The 23,744-nt window shown below is 48.2% G+C and carries 24 protein-coding genes and 2 pseudogenes; 19 read left to right on the top strand and 7 right to left on the bottom strand.

The annotated features are described in order from the left end of the window. Positions 1–74 precede the first annotated feature (74 nt). The 6 genes from A8707_RS01940 to A8707_RS27810 all read left to right on the top strand — a co-directional run bounded on the left by A8707_RS01940 (position 75) and on the right by A8707_RS27810 (position 5,841). On the top strand, positions 75–482 hold the full coding sequence (locus A8707_RS01940) for a response regulator (RefSeq protein ID WP_068814587.1): 408 nt from the start codon (positions 75–77) through the stop codon (positions 480–482). 1,081 nt (positions 483–1,563) lie between these two features. Beyond that, complete coding sequence (uvrC, locus tag A8707_RS01930; RefSeq protein WP_068814585.1) at positions 1,564–3,525, top strand: excinuclease ABC subunit UvrC; 1,962 nt, start codon at positions 1,564–1,566, stop codon at positions 3,523–3,525. Positions 3,526–3,724: 199 nt separating this feature from the next. Beyond that, positions 3,725–4,117: a type II toxin-antitoxin system Phd/YefM family antitoxin gene (locus tag A8707_RS28855; RefSeq protein ID WP_197484578.1), complete on the top strand. Its 393-nt coding sequence runs from the start codon at positions 3,725–3,727 to the stop codon at positions 4,115–4,117. Then, positions 4,074–5,027: a DUF7226 domain-containing protein gene (locus A8707_RS01920; protein ID WP_068814584.1), complete on the top strand. Its 954-nt coding sequence runs from the start codon at positions 4,074–4,076 to the stop codon at positions 5,025–5,027. Before A8707_RS28855 ends, A8707_RS01920 begins: the two co-directional genes overlap by 44 nt. Then, on the top strand, positions 5,017–5,508 hold the full coding sequence (locus A8707_RS01915; protein WP_068814583.1) for a hypothetical protein: 492 nt from the start codon (positions 5,017–5,019) through the stop codon (positions 5,506–5,508). The genes A8707_RS01920 and A8707_RS01915 overlap by 11 nt, the downstream gene beginning before the upstream one ends. 57 nt (positions 5,509–5,565) lie before the next feature. Continuing rightward, the gene (locus A8707_RS27810; protein ID WP_068814582.1) at positions 5,566–5,841 is read left to right on the top strand and encodes a type II toxin-antitoxin system Phd/YefM family antitoxin; all 276 of its coding nucleotides are present in this window, start codon (positions 5,566–5,568) and stop codon (positions 5,839–5,841) included. 253 nt (positions 5,842–6,094) lie between these two features. Here the strand turns inward: A8707_RS27810 and A8707_RS01905 are convergent, their stop codons facing one another. Continuing rightward, positions 6,095–7,171 (bottom strand): DUF3474 domain-containing protein, encoded by a 1,077-nt coding sequence (locus A8707_RS01905; RefSeq protein ID WP_082906189.1) that lies wholly within the window; start codon positions 7,169–7,171, stop codon positions 6,095–6,097. A gap of 321 nt (positions 7,172–7,492) precedes the next feature. On the opposite strand from A8707_RS01905, the gene rlmD reads away from it, so the two are divergent. The 4 genes and pseudogenes from rlmD (at position 7,493) to A8707_RS26650 (ending at position 10,840) form a co-directional block, all read left to right on the top strand. Continuing rightward, positions 7,493–8,917, top strand: coding sequence for a 23S rRNA (uracil(1939)-C(5))-methyltransferase RlmD (gene rlmD / locus A8707_RS01900; RefSeq protein ID WP_331711662.1), 1,425 nt, complete (start codon positions 7,493–7,495; stop codon positions 8,915–8,917). 5 nt (positions 8,918–8,922) lie between these two features. Beyond that, positions 8,923–9,999, top strand: a complete 1,077-nt coding sequence (lpxD, locus tag A8707_RS01895) for a UDP-3-O-(3-hydroxymyristoyl)glucosamine N-acyltransferase (protein ID WP_331711661.1) — start codon at positions 8,923–8,925, stop codon at positions 9,997–9,999. A 38-nt stretch (positions 10,000–10,037) separates the two neighbouring features. Next, positions 10,038–10,706 (top strand): annotated as a pseudogene (locus tag A8707_RS01890) (Uma2 family endonuclease). A gap of 23 nt (positions 10,707–10,729) precedes the next feature. Continuing rightward, positions 10,730–10,840 carry an IS3 family transposase gene (locus A8707_RS26650; RefSeq protein WP_156518318.1) on the top strand — a complete coding sequence of 37 codons (111 nt, stop codon included), beginning with the start codon at positions 10,730–10,732 and terminating at the stop codon, positions 10,838–10,840. 34 nt (positions 10,841–10,874) lie between these two features. Here the strand turns inward: A8707_RS26650 and A8707_RS30535 are convergent. After that, a pseudogene (locus A8707_RS30535) lies at positions 10,875–10,982 on the bottom strand (IS1 family transposase); the annotation flags it as partial. Positions 10,983–11,105: 123 nt separating this feature from the next. On the opposite strand from A8707_RS30535, the gene A8707_RS01885 reads away from it, so the two are divergent. Next, positions 11,106–11,579: a DUF4112 domain-containing protein gene (locus A8707_RS01885; protein WP_068814581.1), complete on the top strand. Its 474-nt coding sequence runs from the start codon at positions 11,106–11,108 to the stop codon at positions 11,577–11,579. A 48-nt stretch (positions 11,580–11,627) separates the two neighbouring features. Continuing rightward, entirely contained in the window at positions 11,628–12,704 is a 1,077-nt protein-coding gene (locus tag A8707_RS01880) for a hypothetical protein (protein ID WP_068814580.1), read from the top strand. Positions 12,705–12,718: 14 nt separating this feature from the next. Here A8707_RS01880 and A8707_RS01875 read toward each other — a convergent pair whose 3' ends face one another. Next, positions 12,719–12,961 (bottom strand): transporter suffix domain-containing protein, encoded by a 243-nt coding sequence (locus tag A8707_RS01875; protein ID WP_068814579.1) that lies wholly within the window; start codon positions 12,959–12,961, stop codon positions 12,719–12,721. Positions 12,962–12,964: 3 nt separating this feature from the next. Beyond that, positions 12,965–13,819 carry a carbohydrate ABC transporter permease gene (locus A8707_RS01870; protein ID WP_082906187.1) on the bottom strand — a complete coding sequence of 285 codons (855 nt, stop codon included), beginning with the start codon at positions 13,817–13,819 and terminating at the stop codon, positions 12,965–12,967. Between the two features lie 275 nt (positions 13,820–14,094). Between A8707_RS01870 and A8707_RS01865 the strand changes: the two genes are divergently transcribed. Further along, complete coding sequence (locus tag A8707_RS01865; protein ID WP_068814578.1) at positions 14,095–14,790, top strand: aldehyde oxygenase (deformylating); 696 nt, start codon at positions 14,095–14,097, stop codon at positions 14,788–14,790. A gap of 111 nt (positions 14,791–14,901) precedes the next feature. Further along, positions 14,902–15,921, top strand: coding sequence for a long-chain acyl-[acyl-carrier-protein] reductase (locus A8707_RS01860; RefSeq protein WP_068814577.1), 1,020 nt, complete (start codon positions 14,902–14,904; stop codon positions 15,919–15,921). A gap of 89 nt (positions 15,922–16,010) precedes the next feature. Here A8707_RS01860 and A8707_RS01855 read toward each other — a convergent pair whose 3' ends face one another. Continuing rightward, the gene (locus A8707_RS01855; protein ID WP_068814576.1) at positions 16,011–16,676 is read right to left on the bottom strand and encodes an FHA domain-containing protein; all 666 of its coding nucleotides are present in this window, start codon (positions 16,674–16,676) and stop codon (positions 16,011–16,013) included. 186 nt (positions 16,677–16,862) lie between these two features. On the opposite strand from A8707_RS01855, the gene A8707_RS01850 reads away from it, so the two are divergent. The 3 genes from A8707_RS01850 to A8707_RS01840 all read left to right on the top strand — a co-directional run bounded on the left by A8707_RS01850 (position 16,863) and on the right by A8707_RS01840 (position 19,548). Beyond that, complete coding sequence (locus A8707_RS01850) at positions 16,863–17,078, top strand: DNA-directed RNA polymerase subunit alpha C-terminal domain-containing protein (RefSeq protein WP_068814575.1); 216 nt, start codon at positions 16,863–16,865, stop codon at positions 17,076–17,078. Positions 17,079–17,153: 75 nt separating this feature from the next. Continuing rightward, on the top strand, positions 17,154–18,689 hold the full coding sequence (locus A8707_RS01845) for a hypothetical protein (RefSeq protein WP_068814574.1): 1,536 nt from the start codon (positions 17,154–17,156) through the stop codon (positions 18,687–18,689). A gap of 544 nt (positions 18,690–19,233) precedes the next feature. After that, a complete protein-coding gene (locus A8707_RS01840; protein WP_068814573.1) occupies positions 19,234–19,548 on the top strand; it encodes a DUF6679 family protein in 315 nt (104 codons plus the stop codon). A 77-nt stretch (positions 19,549–19,625) separates the two neighbouring features. On the opposite strand, the gene A8707_RS29435 is transcribed toward A8707_RS01840, so the two are convergent. Both A8707_RS29435 and A8707_RS01830 read right to left on the bottom strand, forming a co-directional pair. Continuing rightward, complete coding sequence (locus A8707_RS29435; RefSeq protein ID WP_269452644.1) at positions 19,626–19,802, bottom strand: cupin domain-containing protein; 177 nt, start codon at positions 19,800–19,802, stop codon at positions 19,626–19,628. Between the two features lie 195 nt (positions 19,803–19,997). Beyond that, a complete protein-coding gene (locus A8707_RS01830) occupies positions 19,998–20,279 on the bottom strand; it encodes a hypothetical protein (protein ID WP_068814572.1) in 282 nt (93 codons plus the stop codon). A gap of 173 nt (positions 20,280–20,452) precedes the next feature. Here A8707_RS01830 and A8707_RS01825 point away from each other — a divergent pair, with 173 nt between their 5' ends. Both A8707_RS01825 and rimO read left to right on the top strand, forming a co-directional pair. Continuing rightward, positions 20,453–21,886: an HlyD family type I secretion periplasmic adaptor subunit gene (locus tag A8707_RS01825; protein ID WP_068814571.1), complete on the top strand. Its 1,434-nt coding sequence runs from the start codon at positions 20,453–20,455 to the stop codon at positions 21,884–21,886. Positions 21,887–22,213: 327 nt separating this feature from the next. Beyond that, complete coding sequence (rimO, locus tag A8707_RS01820) at positions 22,214–23,569, top strand: 30S ribosomal protein S12 methylthiotransferase RimO (RefSeq protein WP_068814570.1); 1,356 nt, start codon at positions 22,214–22,216, stop codon at positions 23,567–23,569. Positions 23,570–23,744: the final 175 nt, after the last annotated feature.

Genomic DNA, 23,744 nt, shown 5'->3' with positions numbered 1-23,744 from the left:
CTCGATTCTTCCGCGATCGCTCCCGATAGTCCTCACGGTTGACCGAGAATATAGTCAACTAAGGGTGCCACGCGATGACAACACTAAATGACTCTGACTCAGACTCTCCGATCAGAATTCTTCTCATTGAAGACAATGAATCCAATCGACGTTTGATGAGTGATTATCTGATCTATTGTGGGTTTGATGTGTTTGGGCTAGAAGAGGGCACTCAGCTTGCCGCGACAATAGAGCAGTTTTGCCCTCAAATTATTTTGTTAGATCTAAAACTACCGACGATCGATGGCTATGCGCTGCTAGAACAACTGCAACAACAAGATGATTGGAAGCAGATTCCGACGATCGTAGTGTCAGCTTATGCTTTTCAGCGAGACCAGCAGCGCGCTCTTGAGCTAGGTGCCTGTCGCTATTTGGTGAAGCCGATTCGACTTTCGCAGTTGACTGATGTGATTCGCGAAGAGCTTGCAAAGTCCTCTCCATAAATTTTTGCCTGCATCAAGTGTCGTTTGAAGAAGCTAGGAGTAGGTGAATTCTTCCGTTACACGAGGTGCAGCTAATTTGCCCTCCTCTTTGGGGCGAAGCCCTGACAACCCTTTTCCCCAAGGAGAAGAGCTTTCGGGCAGTTCCAGTTCCCTCTCCCGATAGGCTACCGTGTACATACAAGTCCTCATAGATTCGTTTGAGTCGGCTTATGCCCCTAAATTCCCTACGTCACTTGCTTCAAGTCGGGGAACCCGCCCAACGCAGTGACTCATCAAAATTGGGGGACTTTGAACGAGATAAATGGCTTGACCTCTAAAACCTCGTTTTATCTCAAAGTCCCCCAGACTGGCAGGGCTAATTTAAGGTCGAGAAAGAAAATCTTTACCCTTTATCTTGCGTTAAGGCATCATTCTGATGCTGAACGAAGACTCAAGCTTGTAGATTTTATCTGGTGACAACTAATTAGCCCTGCCAGACTGGGGGATTTAGGGGGCGAAGATCTCGGCGATGACGGGATCAGAAGACTTGTGTGTACACAGTAGCTTCCGATAGGAGAGGGCTAGGGTGAGAGCATGTGGATGTTTCAAGAAAGTTGCATATCGCGTTCCGTTACTCGTAGACTTCCCTCATTTGGTTTATATCAGCTTGCGTCCCTCAAGTGGGACGAGAACCACTAGCGTTATCTCTCTTACTGGTGATGAACGTTTCAATTACTCTACTGAGGTCTTTTACAGTATTTCCTGATTCTGAAATTTGCATCTCTAGCGCAGAGAGCAACAATGTCGCGGTTTGCAACTGGTTAAGCGCAGTCTCTAATTTGTCGTAAGTTTGAGTCTCGAACTCATCTATTTCCATGTAAGTGCGTAGTAGCAAGTAAAAATTGATACTTAGAATATAGCCAATACGGAAAAACAAGAGAGATAGTTGGGGAGTTTAGTGGTTTAAAATTTAAGATGAAGGTGTGAATATGAAGATGAAGTCTTTAAACCAAAGGCAGTTTTAAGTCGATTCAACTCACTAACTAAGACCGCTCGATCGCCACAATTAAACCTGAAACGGCTATCAATTCCTCAAATCACTGTGACATTAACGAACAAAACAGTTCCTTTAATTCAAGATCCCGATCGCCTCGAAGGACGTATTAAAGAGATTCCCCAAGAACCGGGAGTCTATTATATGCGCGACAGTAGCGATCAGATTCTCTATATCGGTAAATCAAAACGGCTGCGATCGCGCATCCGGTCTTACTTTAATGGGCACGACACCCGACCTCGAATCGCCTTAATGCTGCGTCAGGTGGTCGAAGTCGAGTTTATCGTCACTGACACCGAAGCCGAAGCGCTGGCGCTAGAGGCGAATTTGATTCGGCAGCACCAGCCCCACTTCAACGTGCTGTTGAAGGACGACAAAAAATATCCTTACCTGTGTATCACTTGGTCAGAAGAGTATCCGCGCATTTTCATCACGCGCAAGCGGCGGATGGGCAAAGAGCGCGATCGCTATTACGGTCCTTATGTTGACTCTCGCACGCTGAGAACAACGCTGCATCTGGTCAAGCGAATTTTCCCGCTCCGTCAACGTCCTCAGCCGTTGTTCAAAGACCGTCCCTGTCTCAATTATGATATTGGGCGCTGTCCGGGGGTGTGTCAGGCGATGATCACCTCTGAGGAGTATCGCAAGACAGTGCAGAAGGTGGCGATGATCTTTCAGGGGCGGACGAGTGAGCTAGAAGAGACGCTAGCAGTTCAGATGGAGCAAGCCTCTGAAGCGCTTAACTTTGAGCACGCGGCTCGTCTGCGCGACCAGATTATCGGACTCAAATCCCTGGGTGCCGAACAAAAAGTCGCCCTACCAGATGACACGATTTCACGCGACGCGATCGCCCTGGCAGCAGACGAGACGCACTCCTGCGTGCAGCTTTTTCAGATTCGGGCAGGTCGTTTAGTGGGGCGACTGGGATTTGTGGCAGACTCTCAGTCGGGCGAACCGGGAGCGATTTTGCAGCGAGTGTTAGAAGAACACTATCAGAGCGTCGATCCGGTGGAGATTCCGGCTGAGATTTTGGTGCAGCACGAGTTACCTGAGACTGAGATGCTGGCGGAGTTTCTCACTCAGTCAAAAGGACGCAAAGTGTCGATCGTCGCTCCTCAGCGCCAGACGAAGGCAGAATTGCTGGAAATGGTAGAGCGCAACGCTGGATATGAATTGGCAAGAACGCAGCGATTTGCCGATCGCAATGCTCAAGCCACGCTCGACTTGGCAGAGATTTTAGACTTGCCAGAGTTGCCACGTCGGATTGAAGGCTATGACATTTCTCACATTCAAGGCTCTGATGCCGTGGCTTCTCAGGTTGTGTTTGTCGATGGCTTGCCTGCCAAACAGCACTATCGCCACTACAAAATCAAGAATCCCAAAGTGATGTCGGGTCACTCAGATGACTTTGCGAGTATGGCAGAGGTGATTAGTCGCCGTTTTCGTAAATATGCGGCGGCAAAAGCCAGGGGTGAGCAGATGAGCAGCGAGTCTTCAGTGTTGAAGTCGCACACGTCTGCTTATGCGGATTTTCCTGATTTGGTGATGATTGACGGCGGCAAAGGACAGCTTTCGGCGGTGGTAGCAGTGCTGCGAGAGATGAATTTGCTAGAAGATGTCAAAGTCGTGAGTTTAGCCAAGCAGCGAGAAGAGATTTTCTTGCCGGGTGAATCACTGCCGTTAACCACGGAGGCAGACCAGCCTGGAGTCCAGTTATTGCGGCGATTGCGAGATGAGGCGCACCGATTTGCGGTGAGTTTTCATCGTCAGCAGCGCAGCGATCGGATGCGGCGATCGAGCCTCGATGAGATTCCCGGATTGGGGCATCACAAACAGAAGCAGCTTTTGGCGACTTTTCGCTCGATCGATTACATCCGAGAAGCCTCGCCTACTCAATTGGAAACAGTTCCCGGAGTGGGTCCGCGTTTGGCACAGCAGATCTACGATTATTTTCATCCCAGTCAGCATGTGAGCGGTGAAAGTGCCGATGAGCAGCCGTCTGTTTCATAAAACTGCAATCTTGCAGCCTTCTGTGTTCTGGGTGAGGTAGCAGTATGAGCATCATCTAAAGTTCGGTATTCGGCTATCTCGAAGTTCTAGAAGCCTTGTCAGTAGGGCTGTGTAGGCTAAAAATGTAAAAAATGTAATACGCTATTGACATTTAGTACATTAATTGCCATTATGAGATGTAGGGAGAGGGCTGGTAAACATGAACAGAAGTTTTAAGCAAATCCCAATGTCGGAGCTAAGGATCAAACTGCCAAAGCTCAGGCGACAGGTTCAATCGGGTAACTTACGCATTGTGTGTACTCACTACGGAGAAGTTGCAGCTTTCCTGCTTCCACTTCAAGATGTTGATGCTCTTAATTCTGAAGAAGAAATTAGTATTCAGAAAACCGAAGAGATTCCCCTGACCGAGTTCCGTGACCAGTTAACTGAGGCGTGGGAGAGGCTTTTAGGAGGTACGGATTGTATCTACTTAACATTTCATAAGAGACGAGTTGTTGCGTTTGTATCGCCTCGTTTCACTCATTACCTCTCATTGCCTCTGATTGGTGATGCAGACAAAGTTTTGTTTTTTCATTCTGAAATTCAGATCTGACCTATTTAAACTTAAGGAGTTTGATGAAGTGTACAAGTTTACGTATTTCGATACCCAAGTTAAATCGATGCTTTCTGACAGGGGTGCATTTTGGGACACTGAATTAGAACAAGAGCTTTCTCCTGTTCTAGAGATTCTTAAGAAATTTGGTGAAGTAGAAGGAGCTAGTTGCGGAGTCAAACCAGGTGTTACAGGATTAGTCTATGAACTCAAGGGACGGACTTTTCAGATTACTTACACTGTCGATGTCGATATTGCCAAGAATAAGAAAGAGATTAGATTCTATGAGTTCCGACAGATATCCCACGCGATAGATTGGAAGACGGCTTTAGATCAAGATCTTCGTAGTAGTGAGGAGAAGCCCGTCTACATTCCTCAAATTGGCGATCCACACAAACTTATTAAGACTGTTGAATTAATTCATTGTGGAATCAACACTCCGAAAAGCTTGGGTGTTGCGTTTGGTAGTGGCGCAAAGAAAGACAAAGATTTGGCAAGGAGAGGCGACTATCTTGGACGACCTGTTATGGAGATTGGTCTTGCTAGCAGATGTCAAATCAAGAAGCAGCCTGCAAGCATTTACGTTTTGAGTGATCGAGGTAAACGAATCGCGCAGAGCGATGACCAAGGAACTCGTGAACGTCTTCTTGCTGAAGCATTGTTGGGTTTCTACCCAATTCAACTGATCATTGAGGAGACAACTCGTGGCAACAAAGAACTCACCAAAGAGTTAATTCAAGAGATTATTTCTCTGGTTAGTTTCGGTGATTGTGGAGGGACTACAAATCCTCGTAGAGCTAGTTCCTTACGAGCATTAGTGAATTGGGTGACACGGTGGGCAGGCATCCCAATACGGCGAGAAGGCAACGATGGTGTTCAACTCTACATTCCTTATATCTATGCAGACTAAACAGTACGATTTTGAAACTCAGTGGAAAATTGGTCAAGAGGGTGAAACGTTCTTAGACCAATGGTTATCTCCTACATATAAAGTACTTAATGTCTCTGAAGATATGAAGTATCAGCAATCGGGGATAGACCGAGTGGTTACTCGGTCAGACGGATCAGTAATCACGATTGAGTACAAATTTGACATCGCTGCTAAACGGACAGGTAACCTTTTCTTTGAGACCATCTCGAATGACAAAGAGCTAATTCCGGGGTGGGGCTGGAGTTCACAGGCAGATTACTGGATTTTCCTGATACCAGAGCAAGAAATTCTCGTCTTCAAACCAGGAAAGTTGAGGGCATTGGTTTGGGAACTACAGAAATCTCTCAAAGAAAGAAGTGTGTCCAATAACGGATACAACACACTTGGTTATCCAATGCCATTGACTCAAGCTAGAAAAGTCGCCTTTCAAATCAAGACACTTTACCTGGAGAAGCTTTGAAATGCTGGGCTGGTTTGAATGCTGATTTATCTATTGAATTGATGTTGAGGCAGGCTAATGCTAAACGTAACGATCGATGAAATTCAACGCGATCCCCTAAAATACCTGCATCAAGTAGAAGCAGGTGAGACTCTCGTCATTGTTAGGTCTGATAAGCCGGTAGCTTTGCTGTTGCCCGCAGGGGCAAACGCTGAACTTAGACCTATTTCTAGCAGTAAACAACTGCGACCATTTGGTTTGTGTGCAGGCGAGTTTACCGTGCCGGATGATTTCGATGCTCCTTTGCCGGAAGATCTTCTCAATGCATTTGAGCAACAGTCCGGACAATTTTAAATCGCCAATGGTGGAATGAGGGTTTCAGCATCATCACTGAGGCAAATACCAACGGTGGAATGCGGGTTTCAGCCTCTGCCTCAAAAAATGTCCGGAGTATTGTTTGAGGGCAAATGAGGATTTTGCTAGATACGCATATCCTCTTGTGGTTTATCCAATCAGCGTCATGTGGCAGGACAGCCCAACTTCACCACAATAAAAAACGATCGCTCCAAACTAAAGAACGATCGCTCTAAACAAAACGAGTTATGGATTAGTTTTGCGGATTGGTCGGAGACTGATAGTAAATCTTTGAGCCGTTATCTGAAACGAAATGACACGCCAGATAAGATCGGAAAAACCCTTTCCAGATCGGTTCGCTCGATTTGCGATAGTAGCCGCCCAACACTGGCTTGATCGCCTCAGTTGCGGTCTTGAGATGATAGTGAGGCATATTCGAGAAAATGTGGTGTGCCACATGAGTGCCGATGTCATGATGAATCGGGTTGAAGATGCCATAGTCACGATCGATCGTAGACAACGCGCCCTTCAAAAAATACCAGTCGTCGCCGCGATACCAGGGAATATCGTCTTCGGTGTGATGGAGAAAGGTTACCAGATCCAACCAGACGACAAATCCGACATAGCCCATCAGATAATATTTCACCAAAAACAGCAACCCGTGCTGGTAGGTTAAGACGCTCAAAAAGCCGATCATCAGAATCAGGCAAACCGTGCTGGTGATCACACCGTTCCGTTCTGATGGCTTGAAGATGGGGCTGCTGGGCATAAAGTGAGAGCCTTGTTTGCCAGGAGAGCGACGAAACAGATAGAGCGGATATGCCAACAGCGGCAGATAAAAGCGCGCTAGTTTCTCTACATAACCCATCTGCTCATATTGGCTTTCAGTCACTGGATACCAGCTTTCGTCCGTCTCGATATTGCCTGTGTTGGCGTGGTGAGTGCGGTGGCTGATGCGCCAACCGTGAAAGGGCACCAAAATTGGCGTGTGCGACAGGTGACCGACCAGATTATTGAGCCATTTGTGCTTTGAGAATGAGCCGTGTCCGCAGTCGTGACCGACCACAAAAAGCGCCCAAAACATCGTGCCTTGAGCGAACCAGAATATCGGATAAAACCACCAGGAATCAAGATAAGCGGCTAGGGCATATAACCCTGCAAGGATTCCGAGATCGAGAAAAAAGTAGGAGAGCGATCGCCAGGTCGATGGCACAAAACAAGAGTCTGGAATCGCCGATCGGACATCTTTAAGGGTAAAGGGAAGCTCACCTGATTGTAGAGAAGGGTCTACTACTGGAAGCGAATCGGACGGGATGGAGTAAACTTGCACGTATTTTTTGGTCTAACGGAAACTTAGTTAGCTCGGTTATTTTAACGTTTAGACGTGTCCATAATTACATCCGAAGCTCAATTTTGTAAAGAAATCTCAACAGCATGTCTAACCCTTCGCAGATGTGCTAGAAAAATTGCATTTATTGTGAAACTACTGAGAGATTTGGTTTGATAAAATATTCGCAGTGTTGCAAGCAGATTGACCGAGTTTTTTTGCTCGATCGTTGCGATAAATTGCAAGACTTCAGCGAGTTCGGTTATATGTCGATTAGAGAAGCGAGAATAGGAATCCGTTCACGTTAGACCAGGAATATTCTCTGTGACCATTTCCGATCCACAACTGCCTTCTGACCTAGGATCAATCTCGCCCGTGACTGACTTATGGCGACAAGGAGAACTGGTCGAAGTTGACATCACCGACATTACCGAGGGCGGCGATGGCGTTGGTCGGTTCGGAGAGCGCGTCGTCTTCGTTCCCGATACCGTCACAGGCGATCGAGCGATCGTTCGTCTGATTCGCACCAAGCCGACTTACGCCAACGGCAAAGTTCATGAGCTTCTAGAACGCTCTCCTCACCGCATTAGACCAAGTTGCATCGTTGCCGATAAGTGTGGCGGCTGTCAGTGGCAACACGTCGATTATGACTATCAGCTTGAGGCAAAACGCAATCAAATCGTCCAAGCGCTAGAGCGAATCGGCGGGTTTAAAGGCGTAGCGGTCGATGCGGTGCTGAATGTCTCAGAGCCGTTAGCCTACCGAAACAAGGTGACTTACCCACTCACCCGCTCTGCGACTGGACAGGTGCAAGCCGGATATTATCAGAAGGGCAGTCACCAGCTCATCAACCTCAATCAATGTCCGATTCAAGACCCGCGATTGAATCCGTTGTTAGCAGAAGTCAAGTTAGACATTCAAAAACGCGGCTGGGGCATCTATGACGAAAAGCTTCATCGTGGCAAAGTGCGTCACCTGAGCTTGAGAATCGGACGACACACCGGAGAGATATTGCTAACCCTTGTGTGCAAAGATGCGAACTTGGTGGGGTTGAATGATCAGGCTCAAGACTGGCTCGATCGCTATCCCAACCTCGTCGGAGTCTCGTTAAACGTGAACGGTGCCAAAACCAATGGCATCTTTGGCAAAGAAACCCGCTGCATTGCGGGTCAACCTCACTTACACGAGCGATTTTTGGGCTTGAAGTTTCAAATTCTCCCCGACACGTTCTTTCAGGTGCACACTGAGCAAGCCGAAGCTCTGATGAAAGTGATTTTGGATCAGTTAGATCTGAAAGGCACCGAGACTTTTGTGGATGCCTATAGCGGTATTGGCACCTTGACCTTGCCGATCGCTAAAAGAGTCAAGACCGCGATCGGGTTAGAAGTGCAGCCCGAAGCCGTCGAGCAAGCCTGCCGCAACGCCGAACTCAATCAGCTCGAAAATGTCACCTTCCTGACTGGGACGGTCGAGACGGGTTTACCTGCCTTAGAGATCGAACCTGATATCGTCCTTTTAGATCCGCCGCGCAAAGGCTGCGATAGCTCGGTGATCGAGACACTTCGCCTCATGAAACCGGAGCGTATCGTGTATGTAAGCTGCAATCCGGCGACGCTTGCTCGTGACCTCAAACTCTTCTGCGTCGATGGCGAATATGAGCTTCAGCGTGTCCAACCTGCTGACTTTTTTCCGCAAACTGCCCATATTGAGTGTGCTGCCTTCTTGAAGCGTACCGAAGATAAGGTGTAGGGTGAATGATCGTCAATTCCACTGCATTTGTGATGAAGTTTAGCGAAATCATTGAGAAACTTGGCTCTTCGGTCGTGGCTCATAGTTTGACTCTCGACTCAGATAACGATCCTGAAATTGGGGGCGTTGCAGCGATCGACGACGCGACTCCCAACACGATCAGCTATGCAGAAAGCAATAAGTTTGCTGTGTTGATCGGCTCGACTGCCGCAAGTGCTCTTATCCTTCCGCCCAACGAAGACCTACACGCTAAAGCTGACGCTCGTGGCATTGCCTGGGTAGCGGTTCACCATCCGCGACTCGCTTTTGCTCAAACGATCGCGCTTTACTATCAGCCATTTAAACCTGCGCCTGTGATTCACCCCACGGCAGTCATCGATCCCAGTGTCCAGATTGCCGAAGAGGTCTCGATCGGGGCGAATGTCGTCATTCAATCTGGGGCAAAAATTGGTGCGGGTGCGGTCATTCATCCTAATGTTGTGATTTATCCTGACGTGCAGATTGGCGATCGTACTGTCTTACACGCAAATTGCTCGATTCAAGAGCGCACTCGCATCGGGGCGGACTGTGTAATTCACTGTGGTGCGGTCATCGGCTCCGAAGGGTTTGGGTTTGTGCCGACTCGCGAGGGCTGGCTCAAGATGGAGCAGTCTGGCTGCACCGTGCTTGAAGATGGCGTTGAAGTAGGCTGCAATTCTGCGGTCGATCGCCCCGCAGTGGGTGAGACTCGCATCGGTCGCAACACCAAAATTGATAACCTGGTGCAGATCGGTCACGGCGTAAAAGTTGGAGAAGCCTGCGCGTTTGCCTCCGGGTGCGGACTTGCAGGCGGCACTCAAATCGGCGATCGCGTCATTCTTGCTGGGCAGGTCGGCGTTGGCAATAATGCCAAAATGGGAGACGGCTCAGTTGCCTCTGCCAAAGCGGGCGTTCTAAAAGACGTGCCTCGTGGACAGACCGTCTCAGGCTACCCCGCGATCGAACACAAGGTTTTTCTTAGAGCGGCTGCCATGTATCACCGCTCATATGAGATGTATCTCTCGGTCAAGCAAATTAAAAAGCATTTAGGCATCAACGATTAGGTCATTTAGATTCTTATCAGACTAAAGCACGAAAAATCATGGATGCTTTGACCTTAAATCTAGACACGGTGAACCTGACGGACGATCAGTTCTATGAATTGTGTCGTCGCAACCAAAACTTTCGCTTTGAACGCACTCAAACAGGAGAACTGATCGTTATGCCCCCCGTAGGAGGAGAAAGCGGCAGACGAGAGGCTGACTTCATCATTGATTTGGGTATCTGGAATCGGCAAACAGGTCTAGGATTCGTCTTCAGTTCTTCCACTGTCTTTAAACTCCCAAACGGAGCGAATCGGTCACCCGATGCCACTTGGATTCAGCGCGGCAGATGGGAAGCTTTGACCCCGACTCAGCGCCGCAAGTTTCCTCCGATCGCGCCCGACTTTGTAATATAGCTACCGCCACATAGGTTAGGACAGGGACATTTTTGGCAGCACGCGAAGCACACTACCAAAAATGTCCTAAGCAAAGTGGCGATGGCTATAGAACTGCGATCGGCAACTGACCATCTTCCAGACTTGCAAAACAAGATGCAAGAATATCTAGACAATGGGGTGCAGTTGGGTTGGCTGTTCAATCCTCAAGATCAGCAAGTAGAAATCTATCGGGTCAGTTACCCCGTTGAAGTTTTGAATCTTCCAGTTGACGTATCTGGTGAAGGTGTCCTACCTGGATTGGTGTTAAAGCTTGATCGTTTCAGCGACTAAAGAGCAGTCTAGCTACACCATAATTGAACCGCAAGCGCGTCCAACGGTTGATGCGAGAGATGGGATTATTTGTCATCTACCCTAAACCCACTACGAGCAAACCCCGCCCGGAGCACCGAGTCTATCCCTACTGACTGAGAGATAAAGTCGAGCTAAATAATGGCGATCCAGATTTTGTTTTTTTGAGGCAACAAACGTTTCTAACTCGTCCAGTTCTCCGACTTCTGGCACGGTGTCTGGGTCGCAGCAGTCTGGTAACTGTCCTCTGACTTGCTTGGGTCAAGAGAGCACCGGGGTATAAAGTAACGCGTCAAAAACTCCTAGTTCAGCGCAGCAGCTAGGAGTAGTTTATTCAACACAGTTCAAGTATGCTAAAAACGAATTATCTTCTGAGCATCTATGAAGACGGATACCCGATCGTCGGCACTACATCGGTTACGATCGCTGGCTCACATTTTAGACAATGCTATTCCAATTCCTGGCACCCCTTATCGGATTGGAATTGACCCGATCGTGGGCTTACTTCCCGGTGGTGGAGATTTAGTGATGGCGGCGTTTTCGGTCTACATTGTGTGGGAATCGGCTCGTTTGGGGTTGCCGCGATCGACCGTGACGCGGATGGTTTCAAATTTGGTGTTTGACACCGTGATTGGATCTGTCCCGGTAGCGGGTGATTTGTTTGATGTCACTTGGAAAGCCAACAGCAAAAATGTCCGTCTGTTAGAAGCTCACCTTGATTCACCTCAGCATCAAAAAAAGGTAAGCCAAGGATTTGTGTTGCTGTTGCTGTTTGGGTTTCTAGCGCTGGTGATTGGCATTGCCGCTCTCAGCGTTTTTGTGATTGCGTTCGTGTGGAACGCGATCGTCCGATGAACAAAGACAGATGTGCAATAATGATTCGGCTGTCATTCAAGCATCCCGATGGTTCAAGCTCCTCAATTTCCGGCAAACCTTGCTCCGTCTGACTCAGAGACGCTTTTAGATCTCGGCTTTCAGTTGCCCGACCCCGAAGACGAGCAGATTTTAGACCTCGACTTTCAGCAGCAGATTGAGAAGGCATGGCAGGTGTGCGATCGCGTTGACCTGCAAACCGATATCTGGCGCGGACGCATTCTCAAAACTGTGCGCGATCGTGAAAAAAAACGCGGCGAAGGGCGAGGTGTTGGCTTTCTCAACTGGCTCAAAGATCGCGAAATCAGCAAAAGTCAGGCATATAGCTTAATCGAGTTAGCCAACAGTGCCGACACGCTGTTAGAGAGCGGCTGTTTAGAACCTGAAGACGTAAATCAGTTCACGAAACGGGCATTTGTCGAAACGGCGCAAGCTGCCCCCGAAGTGCAGCAAATGATCGGAGACACAGCCCGAAAAGGCGATCGCATCACGCGGCGAGAAGTCCGGCAACTCTCAGATGACTGGACGGCAATGACTTCTGATTTGCTGCCTGTTGAAGTGCGCGAAAAAGCTGCCGATCAAACGATCCCGACTCGCTATTTGGCTCCGTTGGTCAGACAATTAGAAAAGCTGCCAGAGTCTCATCAAGTCTCTATTCGAGACACGGTGGCTCAAAATCCCGATGTCGATACGCTCAAGCAAGTCACGTCAGAAGCTCGATATCTAACGCGCTATTTAGAAGCGGCGACTCATGTTCAAGCATTGAGCAACGACTCCCTAGATTTAGAACTGGCACTTGAGGAAGCGCTCCGTCTCGGCTGTCTCAATTCGACCGCAGAATTAGTCAGTCAAGCCGCGCAGCTAGAGCAAGCGATCGCCAAACTCTACACGACTTGGAAACGGATTAATACGCTGTCCGATCGAGTGTATGTCGATACCGGAGCCAGTTCTCCCCATTTAAGAACGCTCTTAAGCTGTCTTAATGGATTGACAAGTAACTCGATCGAGTTCTGTCTGGGTGATCCCAAAGGTGAAGGCTTTTCGCGTACAATTCGCCTGCAATTAGAGGATGACCAGCAATTATCCGAAGTTGGCACCTGGGAATAATTCACTGTCATTCATTAGCGAAACCGTTGTCGAATTCTCTCCCACAAATAACGCGGATTTAACCAGCGTCGATATCGTTCAGCAACCTCTTTGCCAACGACCAAAATGCCGATCCAAAAGATCACTTCAGCACTTCCTATCAAGATGGGAATGAGAACTGCTTTTTGCCCGATCGATAATGCCAAAAAAGGCAAAGCTGCTACAGCAATCCAAGGCAAAAACGACACTAATATCAAGCCAATTCCTATTTTTCTCATCTGTTAATTCTTAATCCCAGTGGTTGCAATGCCGCGAATTAACTGACGCTGACCTAACAAAAACAACCCAACCACCGGAGTGGTAGCAATCACAACCGCCGCCATCATCAGCGTCCAGTCGTTGGTGAACTGCTCCTGAAATCCTGCCAGTGCTAGTTGCACGGTCTGTAATTCTGGACGTGTAGTAAACACGAGTGGTTTAAACAAATCGTTCCACTCGCCGATAAACGTAAACAGAAACAGCGTTACTAACGCAGGACGCGCCAATGGCAACATCACTCGCCAGAGAATTTGTAATCGATTTGCGCCATCGAGCATCGCGGCTTCTTCAAGCTCGATCGGAATCGTTTGAAAGAACTGCTTGAGTAGAAAAATTCCGAATCCATTCACCGCTGTCGGCAAAATCAACGCCCCGTAAGTATTAATCAAATGTCCCCATTTCAAAACCAAAAAAATCGGAATCACCAAAATTTGAAACGGAATTACCAGCGTCGTCAAAATAATCAGCAATAACCCCTGCTTGCCTCGAAACTTGAGCCGCGTCAGCGCATAACCCGCCAATGCTGACGTGACAATCTGGAATGCCGTCACCGCCAGCGCTACAAATGTCGAGTTTGCAAACGCCAGCAAAAAGCCGCCTCGCTGCCAAGCCTGCCGATAATTCTCCCACGACCAGCCCCCCGTCTCTGACCTAAATGAAGTCATCACCACAACGCCCAGAGGCAATAGCACTAACCCTGCCCCAATTAGCAGCAAGACTAAACTAATTAGATTCAAGAGTTTATCTGGGTCGGAGGAATGAGGTTTGACCCTTGATTGGGTGTTGAGGGACTGACGATCGGAACTTCCTGGCAGCATAAGCTTCAGTGAATAAAACAAGCGAAGGATTTCTCTATAGGAAAACGCATCTTCACAGGCTACACTAACGCTGAACGACTCAGAGTTAAAAGTCTGGCATTTTAGCCCTCAACTGTACAAAATGGAGCAGAATTTAACGATTCTCATCTTCATCCTTGACTAGAGACGGTAAAGTGTAGATTGGGCGCACCGCGTTGGGCAACCTTTTTTTAGACCCCTCACAGCACCCAGACCGATTTGTGACGACGTATTCATGACCAGGAGACTACTGATCTATGCCCCAACTTGAGGCGATTCAAGACCTTGACTTCCACAGCGAAACCTATAAAGACGCTTATAGTCGCATCAACGCGATCGTGATCGAAGGCGAACAAGAGGCACACGAAAACTATCACAGTCTGGGCGGGTTGTTGCCTGACCAAAAAGATCAGCTCGTCGGCTTGGCAAAAATGGAGAGCCGTCACAAAAAAGGGTTTGAAGCCTGTGGTCGCAACCTTAAAGTGACTCCAGATCTGGAGTTTGCCCGCCAGTTCTTCTCGCCGCTACACGAGAATTTTCAAACGGCAGCAGCAGAGAACAAGATTGTCACCTGTCTTCTGATTCAGTCTTTGATCATTGAGTGCTTCGCGATCGCTGCCTACAACATCTATATTCCCGTCGCCGATGACTTCGCCCGCAAAATCACCGAAGGCGTAGTCAAAGAAGAATATCTGCACCTCAACTTTGGTGAAGAGTGGCTCAAAGCAAACTTTGAAACCTCAAAAGCCGAACTTGAAGAAGCCAATCGGGCGAACCTGCCGATCGTCTGGAAAATGCTCAATCAAGTCGATGCCGACGCTAAAGTCCTTGGCATGGAGCGAGAAGCCCTCGTTGAAGACTTCATGATCCAATATGGCGAAGCGCTCAATAACATCGGGTTCACTACCCGCGACATCATGCGAATGTCAGCCTACGGACTAGCAACCGTCTAAAGGTTTCAGAGGTCAGGATGCTGTTTTACTGAAATCGCTTCCTGACTTCTCATCCCTTCATCAATATCCACCTCATCTCAGCCTCACCCGCAGGCTACATAATATTTGTCGATGTTTGGTTTAATTGGTCATCTCACGAGTTTAGAGCACGCTCAATCGGTTGCTAGAGAGTTGGGCTATCCTGAATATGCCGACCAAGGGTTGGATTTTTGGTGCAGCGCTCCTCCGCAAATTGTTGACAACATCACTGTCACCAGCATTACTGGGCAACAGATCGAAGGCAGATACGTCGAGTCTTGTTTTCTGCCAGAAATGTTAGCGACCCGTCGCATCAAGGCAGCTACCCGCAAAATTATTAACGCGATGGCACACGCCCAAAAGCACGGCATTAACATCACCGCTTTAGGTGGATTTTCATCGATTATTTTTGAAAACTTCAACTTGAGTCAGATTCGCCAAGTCCGCAATGTCATGCTGGAGTTTGAGCGCTTTACCACGGGCAACACGCATACGGCTTACATTATCTGTCGTCAAGTTGAGCAAGCCTCAAAACAGTTGGGGATTGACTTGTCTAAAGCAACGGTTGCCATTTGTGGAGCGACAGGCGATATCGGCAGTGCGGTGTGTCGCTGGTTAGACAAACGTGCCGATGTTGCCGAATTGCTGTTGATTGCTCGCAATCAAGAACGCCTAAAAGACCTGCAAACCGAGCTGGGTCGCGGTAAAATCATGGGCTTAGAAGAGGCACTACCTCAAGCAGACATCATCGTCTGGGTTGCCAGTATGCCCAAAGGCGTCGAGATCAATCCAGCCATTCTCAAGCAGCCTTGCTTGCTGATCGACGGTGGCTATCCCAAAAACTTGGGGACGAAGGTGCAGTATCCCGGTGTCCATGTTCTCAATGGCGGCATTGTGGAACATTCGCTGGATATTGATTGGCGAATCATGAGCATTGTCAATATGGATGTGCCTGCGCGTCAACTCTTTGCCTGCTTTGCCGAGTCGATGCTGCTAGAGTTTGAGAAGTTGCACACTAATTTCTCTTGGGGACGCAATCATATTACCGTTGAGAAGATGCAGCAAATCGGTGAGGCATCTGTCAAACACGGTTTCAGCCCGTTGTTAATTTAGAAAACCTCTGTAGAGACGTTCCAGTGGAACGTCTCTCTGCTATTGGGTAAACCCGCCATCTATCCCAATCATTCATATAAATTTGATATTTAAATCTTAGGTTTCTGCTGTTGTTCTGAATAGTCAGCAAAAGGGGTTGAGCGAGATTTTAAGTTTTGCAGGCGAGACAGCACTTCTGGGTGAATCGGCTCTAAAGAGTGTCTCTGCTGACTCATAAAAAAGAAGAACTCGATACTTCCTAGACAAACTCGATCGCCATCCTTCAAATGATGACGTTGCTGAACTCTATCGCCATTGACATAAGAGCCGTTCATGCTGTTGAGGTCGATGAGATGAAATCCTTCTGCATCGTAGAGAATGACAGCATGACGGCGAGATAATTTACGATCGCCAAGACATAAAGCCGCTCCTCGATTTCGCCCAATGGTCCACACGTTTTGAGATTGCAACAGCATTTGTGAGATATCTTGCAGCAGATTAGTAATCAAATAGACTTGTCTGCTTTGTGAGATACCTTGAACATATTTCAGCTTTCTCTCGATCGTCGATAAATGCGGAAACTCAGCTTCAGGAATTGGGTAGCCGTTCAGCATTAACGTTTGCGCTTTTGCTGCACCGCCCTCATCGTGATCTTGATCCTGATCGCTCCAAAAGGCTTGCTTTTCTGAAGATGAGTCAACACCTTGAGGATCTGCTAATGAAATTTCAGGCGTTGGGTGATTAGAAGGCTCTGGTGCGGCTGACTCTAAATTCATAAGGAAATTTCTTAGAACGGGGCAGTTGAGGCTTGCTGACTCGCTTTGTGGAGCGCGATCCAGTCCTAGAGTTCCCGCATAAATTCGATTTATCCCTCATCTTCAGAGCTTGATGAAGCACTGGGCAAACACTCGGAAAGTCCTACACTAGAAAGTAAAACTTTTTTCACCGGACTTTTTTAGCATATGAATGACTCTCTCGATCGCACACCCATTGAAGATCTTCACCTTTCGATGAAGACACTCGGCTCTCTCAAACGAACTCAAATTCAAACGATCGGAGATTTGATGAATTACACCGAGGAAGATCTCAAAATTCTCGATCAAGAATCTGGCGAAGAAGTCATTCATGCTCTTCAAGAACGGTTCGGATTGACTCTTCCTGAAAACGATTTGCAGTAATTAAAAACTCGGTTGCCCATCTTTCACACGTTTTATACTAAGGTCTGATTCCTCAATCTCCAAGCAAGATTTAGTATGCAAACAACGCCAGCCGCTCCATCCAAGTCATTTCCTCAACCGCTCGATCGGGTCGCTCTAGCAGTCATCCTGATTTTGAGTGTGTTGATTGGGCTGCTGGTGTTGAACGGCGATCGCAGTGCTCCACGAGTCCGTGATTTTACCTGGCAAAACAAGCAGGTTGGCGCAGACGACAGTGCCTTTGTCTTTACATTCAGCCGCCCGATGGATCACAGCAGCGTTGAGCAAAATCTACAAATCGAGCCACCCTTACCCGGAAAAACAAGCTGGGCAGGGCGACGAATGGCTTACACCCTGAATACCCCTGCTCCTTACGGCACGTCCTTTAAAGTCAAGCTGCAAAATGCTCAAGACCGCTTTACCCAAGAAGGCAGCAATCGCGCCAGTCTCCAGCCATTTGTCGGAAGCTTTCAGAGTCGCGATCGTGCATTTGCCTACATTGGAGTGGATCGAGACGAAGCAGGACGGCTCATTCTCTTCAATTTGACAAAGCAGGAGAAAAAGATCCTGACTCCCCAAAATCTGGTGGTGATGGACTTTAAGCCTTATGCCCAAAGCGATCGCATTCTTTTTTCTGCCATCGATCGTGCCGATCAGTCTCAATCGTTAGTGGATCAAAAACTCTACACCGTCACCACTGGAATCTCGATCGAGGCTCCGGCTCAACTGGGTGATGCCCAAAAATCTGACTGGGAGTTTTTTAACCCAGCCCAGCCTTCACCGACTCAGTCGTCAGGACAAGTCGATCTAGTCCTTGACAATCAGAATTATCAGAATCTCAAGTTTGACTTATCTGCCGATGGAACCGTCATTGTGGTGCAGCGAGTTAACCGCAAAAATCCCAATAACTTTGGACCGTGGATGATTCGTCAAGGCTCTCAGCCTCAGCCTTTAGATAACAAGCAACCTGGCGGTGAATTTCTGATTACACCGGATAGTTCATCTTTGGCGATCGCTCAAGGACAAGGACTTGCCCTCATTCCTCTACAGCCCCAAGCTGACCCTCTAGACTTTCTGCCCAAATTTGGTATGGTACTAAGTTTCTCTAAAGATGGCTCCAGTGCTGCGATGGTGAAATTTAACACCGATTACACTCGATCGCTGTTTCTTGTGACCAATCAGGGCGACTCAAAAGAAATCTTTAAAACGACAGGCTCGATCGTCAGTGCTCAGTTTGACCCCACTGAGCAGATTCTCTATTGTCTGCTGACAAACCTTATTCCCGGTGCCACCTATCAAGAACAACCTTACATTGCCGCGATAGACCTCAAAACTGCTGTTACTCAAGGCGGCGCAGAACGTGCTCTGTATCCGATGGTGCTGTTGCCCAAACAGCGCGACATTCAGCTCAGCCTTGCTCCCGACGGGTTAGCGCTGATTTTTGATCAGACGAATGGCGAGGCTCGATCGCTTGACAGCAAACCAATGGTTAACAGCCGTCTCTGGCTCTTGCCCCTCACTGGAGATTTAACTGCTAAAGTCCAGCCTGAGGCGTTGCCCATGCCTGGGTTTCATCCTCGTTGGCTTCCTTAAGCATCTTCTTTGCTCAAAATTTATCAATCCATTGAGTCATCCTGCTTAACAATGGTTAGAATAGTTGGTACAATTCGATACTTATAAGGTAGCTAACCTAGCAAGACCTTGAAAGGCTTACAAACTTATAGGAACGCTTTGCACAATGGCTAGATTTATCGATGCCCCACTTCAAGATCCTGACCAATGCCGATTTGATTGTGCCCTTCACCCCTCTGCCCAGCCGCTGCTTTGATTCAACCCCTGCAATCTATCGAATCGAGCCGCTTTGACCTTTCCCCACCTTGAATGAATGATTGCGATCGCAACCCTCCTTCTAAATAAACAGGCTCCCCCGTTTTATTCCTTAAGCAAAAGCCTGTCTTCAGCTAGAACCCTTTCCGCTCGTTCTCACGTTAGTTTAGGGATATGAGTAGACACCTTGTATCAAAGCTAGCGATTTTCGGTAGGAAAATCAAATGAGTAATCCTGCAACCCCAAAATCTAGGGAATCGCAGTCTCAAAATGCAGTTTTTAAGAGTCATTTGCTCAGGAGAAGCAACATATGCTACACCGCAAGATTTATCAACTCTGTTGCGATGGGCGAGAAGTCTGGATTTTCTTGCGGGATCAGCAACGCTGGATTGAACGCGCCAAGATTCTTGATATCGAAGGTGATCTAGTCACGTTGCGTTATGAAACCGAAGAAGACGACGAAACTTGCTCTTGGGAAGAGATGGTTCGTTTAGAAAGCATCGGTGCTGTCACCCAAAAGCTTGCTTCTGTGCCCAAAGGCAATGTTGATCCTCTGGTTTCAGACGACTGCCCCGAAGCAGAACAGCTGCCCAAACGTCGTTACCCAGAGTCAAACCCAGATTAGTTATCGAGAGGGATGGAGTCAATCTTCATCCGTCTTCAATTTGATGATTTGCTGTAAATCGTTTTATCCTCTTTCCGTCAGGCAGGATCAACGATACAGATAAAAATCAGCGGTTCGCCGCCACTATTGTCAATAAACCGTCTTGCATTCGACGGAATATAGATAGCACTTCCCGACTCTACGGTTTGGGCTTCTTCGTCGATGTGCATCTCCCCTCTGCCCGTGAGAATGTAGTAGACCTCAGACATGTTCAACGTATGGGGAGTGGAGGTTTATCCGATTCAAACGATCGCGTGTGCCAAGCTATATCTCGAATCCAACGGGTGCTTATCAGAGTGAAATAGCTTCCGCAAGAGCGTTTCGCCCCCCGCTACAAACTCTGGACAGTCGTCAAGTTTTTGTACAAACACCGCGATCGTCCCTACAGTTCCAAATCCTCTTCTAAAACCTTAGTAGGAAGTGGGAGTCGGATCATAATCAGGACAGTGAATGGCATCTTCAGACAGCGCGAGCGAAGGATGAACCGTGCATTTAAGTCCATAATCACCCGTAAAATATCGACAGTTCGCGCACGGAATTTGGTGAAGGTGTCTCGCGTGGCTCACCCCTTCAAACATCATTGAAACTAAGCTCCAGGCACCAAGAATCACAAACAGCCAGGCGAACACAAAGCAGATCGGCACCAAAAACGGCTGAATGGCGTGAACCAGAGGATACAAAAGTTGAAACATGGCTGTGCGACCGTCAACATAGATGGGTATTCTAGATTCAATATTAATGGTCTGCTCCACGATCGCCGACTTGCTTAAGAGCTATTCAGATATCATTACAGTCTGTAACCTCTGACAGACTTTTAGAGTGCGATCGTGACGTTTATCCTTGCCCCGGTAAAACAAAGGACTTTATGCGAGTTTCTCTTTCTTCCACCCCTGCTCAATCTCAGCAAGTCAAACAGCAGCTTGCCAACCCTGAAGATTCCCTCTCTTATGAGTTGGGCAAAGCCGTCCAGGAGTTGCCGCCGCTCTACACCCGCATTCTGGCAGGCACGGTGACAGTGATCGTGTTCGGCACAATCGGGTGGGCGCATTTTAGCCAGATTGATGAAGTGGCGATCGCGCAGGGCAAGACTGTTCCCTCAACCGAAGTGCGACCCATTCGATCGGTTGGGGTCGGCAGCGTCTCACAAACCAAAGTCAAAGCGGGAAGCGTCGTCAAAAAAGGCGATGTTTTGGTCGAAATCGATCCAGGAGCCAGTGAGACGAATGTTGCCAGCTTAGAGAAAGAGGTTCAAAAGATTCAAGAAGACGTGAATCGACTGGAAGCAGAAAGCCGGGGGCAAACGGTGGCAGGGGGGAATCTAATCCAAGACCAACTTTTAAATGCACGGCAGCGAGAATTTACTGAAAAGCAAGCGGGAGCCACAGCCGAAGCAAACCGTCAACTCTCGACTATCAACGAGGCACAAACTCGGTTAGAGCGATATCAAGAAAATTTAGTCAACGCTCAGACGACGCTGCAAAACACAAAAGCCAGTCTCGCTACGGCTCAAGAGCGAGAGAGAAGTCTTCGCACGTTGATTGCTAGCAATGCCGTTCCTCGGTTGGATTATCTTAACGCCGTTGATCAAGTCACCAGCGCCAAAAATCAAATCAATGAGGCGGAAGATAAAATCACCTCTCTTGCGAAAGAAGCCGAAGCCCAGCAGGCTCGAATTCGTCAGGCACAGCAAGCGTTTGAGTCGGCAAAAAGCACGGCTCAGGGCTTGGCTCCTCAGCGTCAGGGTGAGATTCTCACTCAACTTAACCAGCGCCGCGAGGAATTGTCGAAAAAGCTCGGTGAAATTGCTGTCGCTAAAAAGCAGCAGTCTGACAAAGAAACGGTCACTGCTCCGTTTGATGGTACCGTTTACAATCTTAAGGTCACCCAAGGTCCTGTACAGCAAGGCGAAGAGTTGCTCTCGATCTTGCCAGCAAATCAAGATTTGGTTTTAGAGGTCAAAGTTCTCAACCGGGATATTGGCTTCATTCGTCCTGAAATGAATGCGAAGGTCAAGCTGACCACCTTCCCCTATCAAGAATTTGGCGTAATCGAGGGCGAAGTGCTTCAGATTAGCCCCGATGCCGTAGTCGAGAAAGATGAAAACGGTCGTGATATGGGTCCTGTCTTCCTAGCGAAGGTGCGGCTTAACAAAAATGCGGTCAGCGTGCGAGGTCACGATGTTGAGTTGACTCCTGGCATGACGGGGGTCGCTGAGATTGTCACCCGTAAAAAGTCGATTCTTAGCTTCCTGCTTGAGCCTGTCACCAAAAAGTTCAGTGAGGCGTTTTCAGTTAGATAGATAACAAGTGTGAAGATTGAAGGTAAAGGGTCAAGGCTAGAGATTTAAGATCTAAGCTAGAGAGGGCACGAAAAGTTATCTTCAATCTAGTTTTTCCGCCGAACTTTTGACGCTTCACTACTCCCTGCAAAAGAATCTGTTTAACAGAACGTAATGTTCCCAATTCTGCGCTATCATTGAGATCAACGTGACAAAGCGATTGCGCGTATCTATATCCATCAGGCAACAGACACGGTGGATGTGAAGCGAGGGGGAAGCCGTCGCACTGGCGATCGCCGCGGTTTAGTTTAACACCAACCTTTCTTCACTTATTTCACCAGGTTTTTCATGGGCAACAAGCCAACCATTGCCATTTCTCATCTAGGCTGCGAAAAGAACAGAATTGATACCGAGCATATGCTGGGTCTGCTAGTACAAGCGGGCTATGATGTCGACGCGAACGAAGAACTCGCAGATTACGTCATCGTCAATACGTGTAGCTTCATTCAGGCAGCGCGCGAAGAGTCTGTACGGACGCTGGTAGAACTTGCAGAATTAAACAAAAAAATTGTGATCACGGGCTGCATGGCGCAGCATTTCCAAGAGCAACTGTTAGACGAAATTCCTGAAGCCGTAGCGCTGGTTGGGACAGGCGACTATCACAAAATTGTGGACGTGATTGAGCGGACAGAATTGGGAGAGCGAGTCACCGAAGTCTCGCAGGAACCCACCTACATTGCAGATGAAACGACTCCTCGGTATCGCACTACAACTGAAGGAGTTGCTTATCTCAGAATTGCAGAAGGTTGTGACTATCGTTGCGCCTTTTGCATCATTCCCCACCTGCGCGGAGACCAACGATCGCGCACGATCGAGTCCATCGTCACTGAAGCCAACCAGCTTGCCTCAGAAGGCGTTCGAGAGATTATCTTAATCTCTCAAATCACGACGAACTATGGATTAGATATCTATGGGGAACCCAGGTTGGCAGAACTAATCCGGGCGCTGGGAGCAGTAGACATCCCCTGGATTCGGATGCACTATGCTTATCCCACGGGCTTAACGCCCAAGGTGATGGCAGCGATGCAAGAAACGTCCAACGTTCTGCCTTATTTAGACTTGCCCCTTCAGCACTCCCACCCAGAGATTCTTCGATCAATGAATCGTCCCTGGCAGGGTCGGGTAAATGACGGCATCATTGAGCGCATCAAATTAGCGTTACCCGATGCTGTGCTGAGAACCACTTTCATCGTGGGATTTCCCGGTGAAACCGATGAACAGTTTGAACATTTACTGCAGTTTGTTCAACGTCACGAGTTCGATCATGTAGGGGTCTTCACCTTTTCCCCCGAAGAGGGAACTCCTGCCTACGAGTTGCCCAACCAGTTACCGCAATCGGTAATGGATGCCCGTCGCGATGCCTTAATGCAGATTCAGCAACCGATTTCTCTTAGGAGAAATCGATCGCAGATTGGCAAGGTTGTCGATGTTTTGATTGAGCAAGAAAACCCGGAGACGGGTGAGTTAATCGGTCGGTCTGCCCGCTTTTCGCCAGAGGTGGATGGACTGGTGTATGTCCAGGGTGAGGCATCGCTAGGGGCACTCGTGCCCGTGGCGATCGTCGATGCCGATGTTTACGATCTGTATGGGAATGTTGCGACCGCAGCAGACTTGATGCAGACCTCTTTAGTGGCGACTCGATGAGGATTCCGATGTCTGTAGTTTTACTGAAAGCGATTTGAGATGCGTCGTTTTTGACGACCTTCTCGCCCACACGTTTCGCATGTTTATCGCGCCTTTCCCGATGGTGTAAGCCCAGGGCTGACCGTGCCTGAGTTTTATCAGGACATCCTGATCCTCTCATCGAGTGATGGCGCAT

Source organism: Phormidesmis priestleyi BC1401, from assembly GCF_001650195.1.
Taxonomy (GTDB): Bacteria; Cyanobacteriota; Cyanobacteriia; order Leptolyngbyales; family Leptolyngbyaceae; genus Phormidesmis_A; species Phormidesmis_A priestleyi_B.
The sequence above is the reverse complement of the archived record's forward strand: the minus strand, read 5'-3'. Positions and strand labels throughout refer to the sequence as shown.

Coding starts and splice junctions, on each gene's coding strand:
- A8707_RS01940 (WP_068814587.1), top strand. CDS start 75: ATGACAACACTAAATGACTCTGACTCAGACTCTCCGATCAGAATTCTT.
- A8707_RS28855 (WP_197484578.1), top strand. CDS start 3,725: ATGAACAGAAGTTTTAAGCAAATCCCAATGTCGGAGCTAAGGATCAAA.
- A8707_RS01920 (WP_068814584.1), top strand. CDS start 4,074: ATGCAGACAAAGTTTTGTTTTTTCATTCTGAAATTCAGATCTGACCTA.
- A8707_RS01915 (WP_068814583.1), top strand. CDS start 5,017: ATGCAGACTAAACAGTACGATTTTGAAACTCAGTGGAAAATTGGTCAA.
- A8707_RS27810 (WP_068814582.1), top strand. CDS start 5,566: ATGCTAAACGTAACGATCGATGAAATTCAACGCGATCCCCTAAAATAC.
- lpxD (WP_331711661.1), top strand. CDS start 8,923: ATGATCGTCAATTCCACTGCATTTGTGATGAAGTTTAGCGAAATCATT.
- A8707_RS01885 (WP_068814581.1), top strand. CDS start 11,106: ATGAAGACGGATACCCGATCGTCGGCACTACATCGGTTACGATCGCTG.
- A8707_RS01880 (WP_068814580.1), top strand. CDS start 11,628: ATGGTTCAAGCTCCTCAATTTCCGGCAAACCTTGCTCCGTCTGACTCA.
- A8707_RS01875 (WP_068814579.1), bottom strand. CDS start 12,961: ATGAGAAAAATAGGAATTGGCTTGATATTAGTGTCGTTTTTGCCTTGG.
- A8707_RS01870 (WP_082906187.1), bottom strand. CDS start 13,819: ATGCTGCCAGGAAGTTCCGATCGTCAGTCCCTCAACACCCAATCAAGG.
- A8707_RS01865 (WP_068814578.1), top strand. CDS start 14,095: ATGCCCCAACTTGAGGCGATTCAAGACCTTGACTTCCACAGCGAAACC.
- A8707_RS01860 (WP_068814577.1), top strand. CDS start 14,902: ATGTTTGGTTTAATTGGTCATCTCACGAGTTTAGAGCACGCTCAATCG.
- A8707_RS01855 (WP_068814576.1), bottom strand. CDS start 16,676: ATGAATTTAGAGTCAGCCGCACCAGAGCCTTCTAATCACCCAACGCCT.
- A8707_RS01850 (WP_068814575.1), top strand. CDS start 16,863: ATGAATGACTCTCTCGATCGCACACCCATTGAAGATCTTCACCTTTCG.
- A8707_RS01845 (WP_068814574.1), top strand. CDS start 17,154: ATGCAAACAACGCCAGCCGCTCCATCCAAGTCATTTCCTCAACCGCTC.
- A8707_RS01840 (WP_068814573.1), top strand. CDS start 19,234: ATGCTACACCGCAAGATTTATCAACTCTGTTGCGATGGGCGAGAAGTC.
- A8707_RS01830 (WP_068814572.1), bottom strand. CDS start 20,279: ATGTTTCAACTTTTGTATCCTCTGGTTCACGCCATTCAGCCGTTTTTG.
- A8707_RS01825 (WP_068814571.1), top strand. CDS start 20,453: ATGCGAGTTTCTCTTTCTTCCACCCCTGCTCAATCTCAGCAAGTCAAA.
- rimO (WP_068814570.1), top strand. CDS start 22,214: ATGGGCAACAAGCCAACCATTGCCATTTCTCATCTAGGCTGCGAAAAG.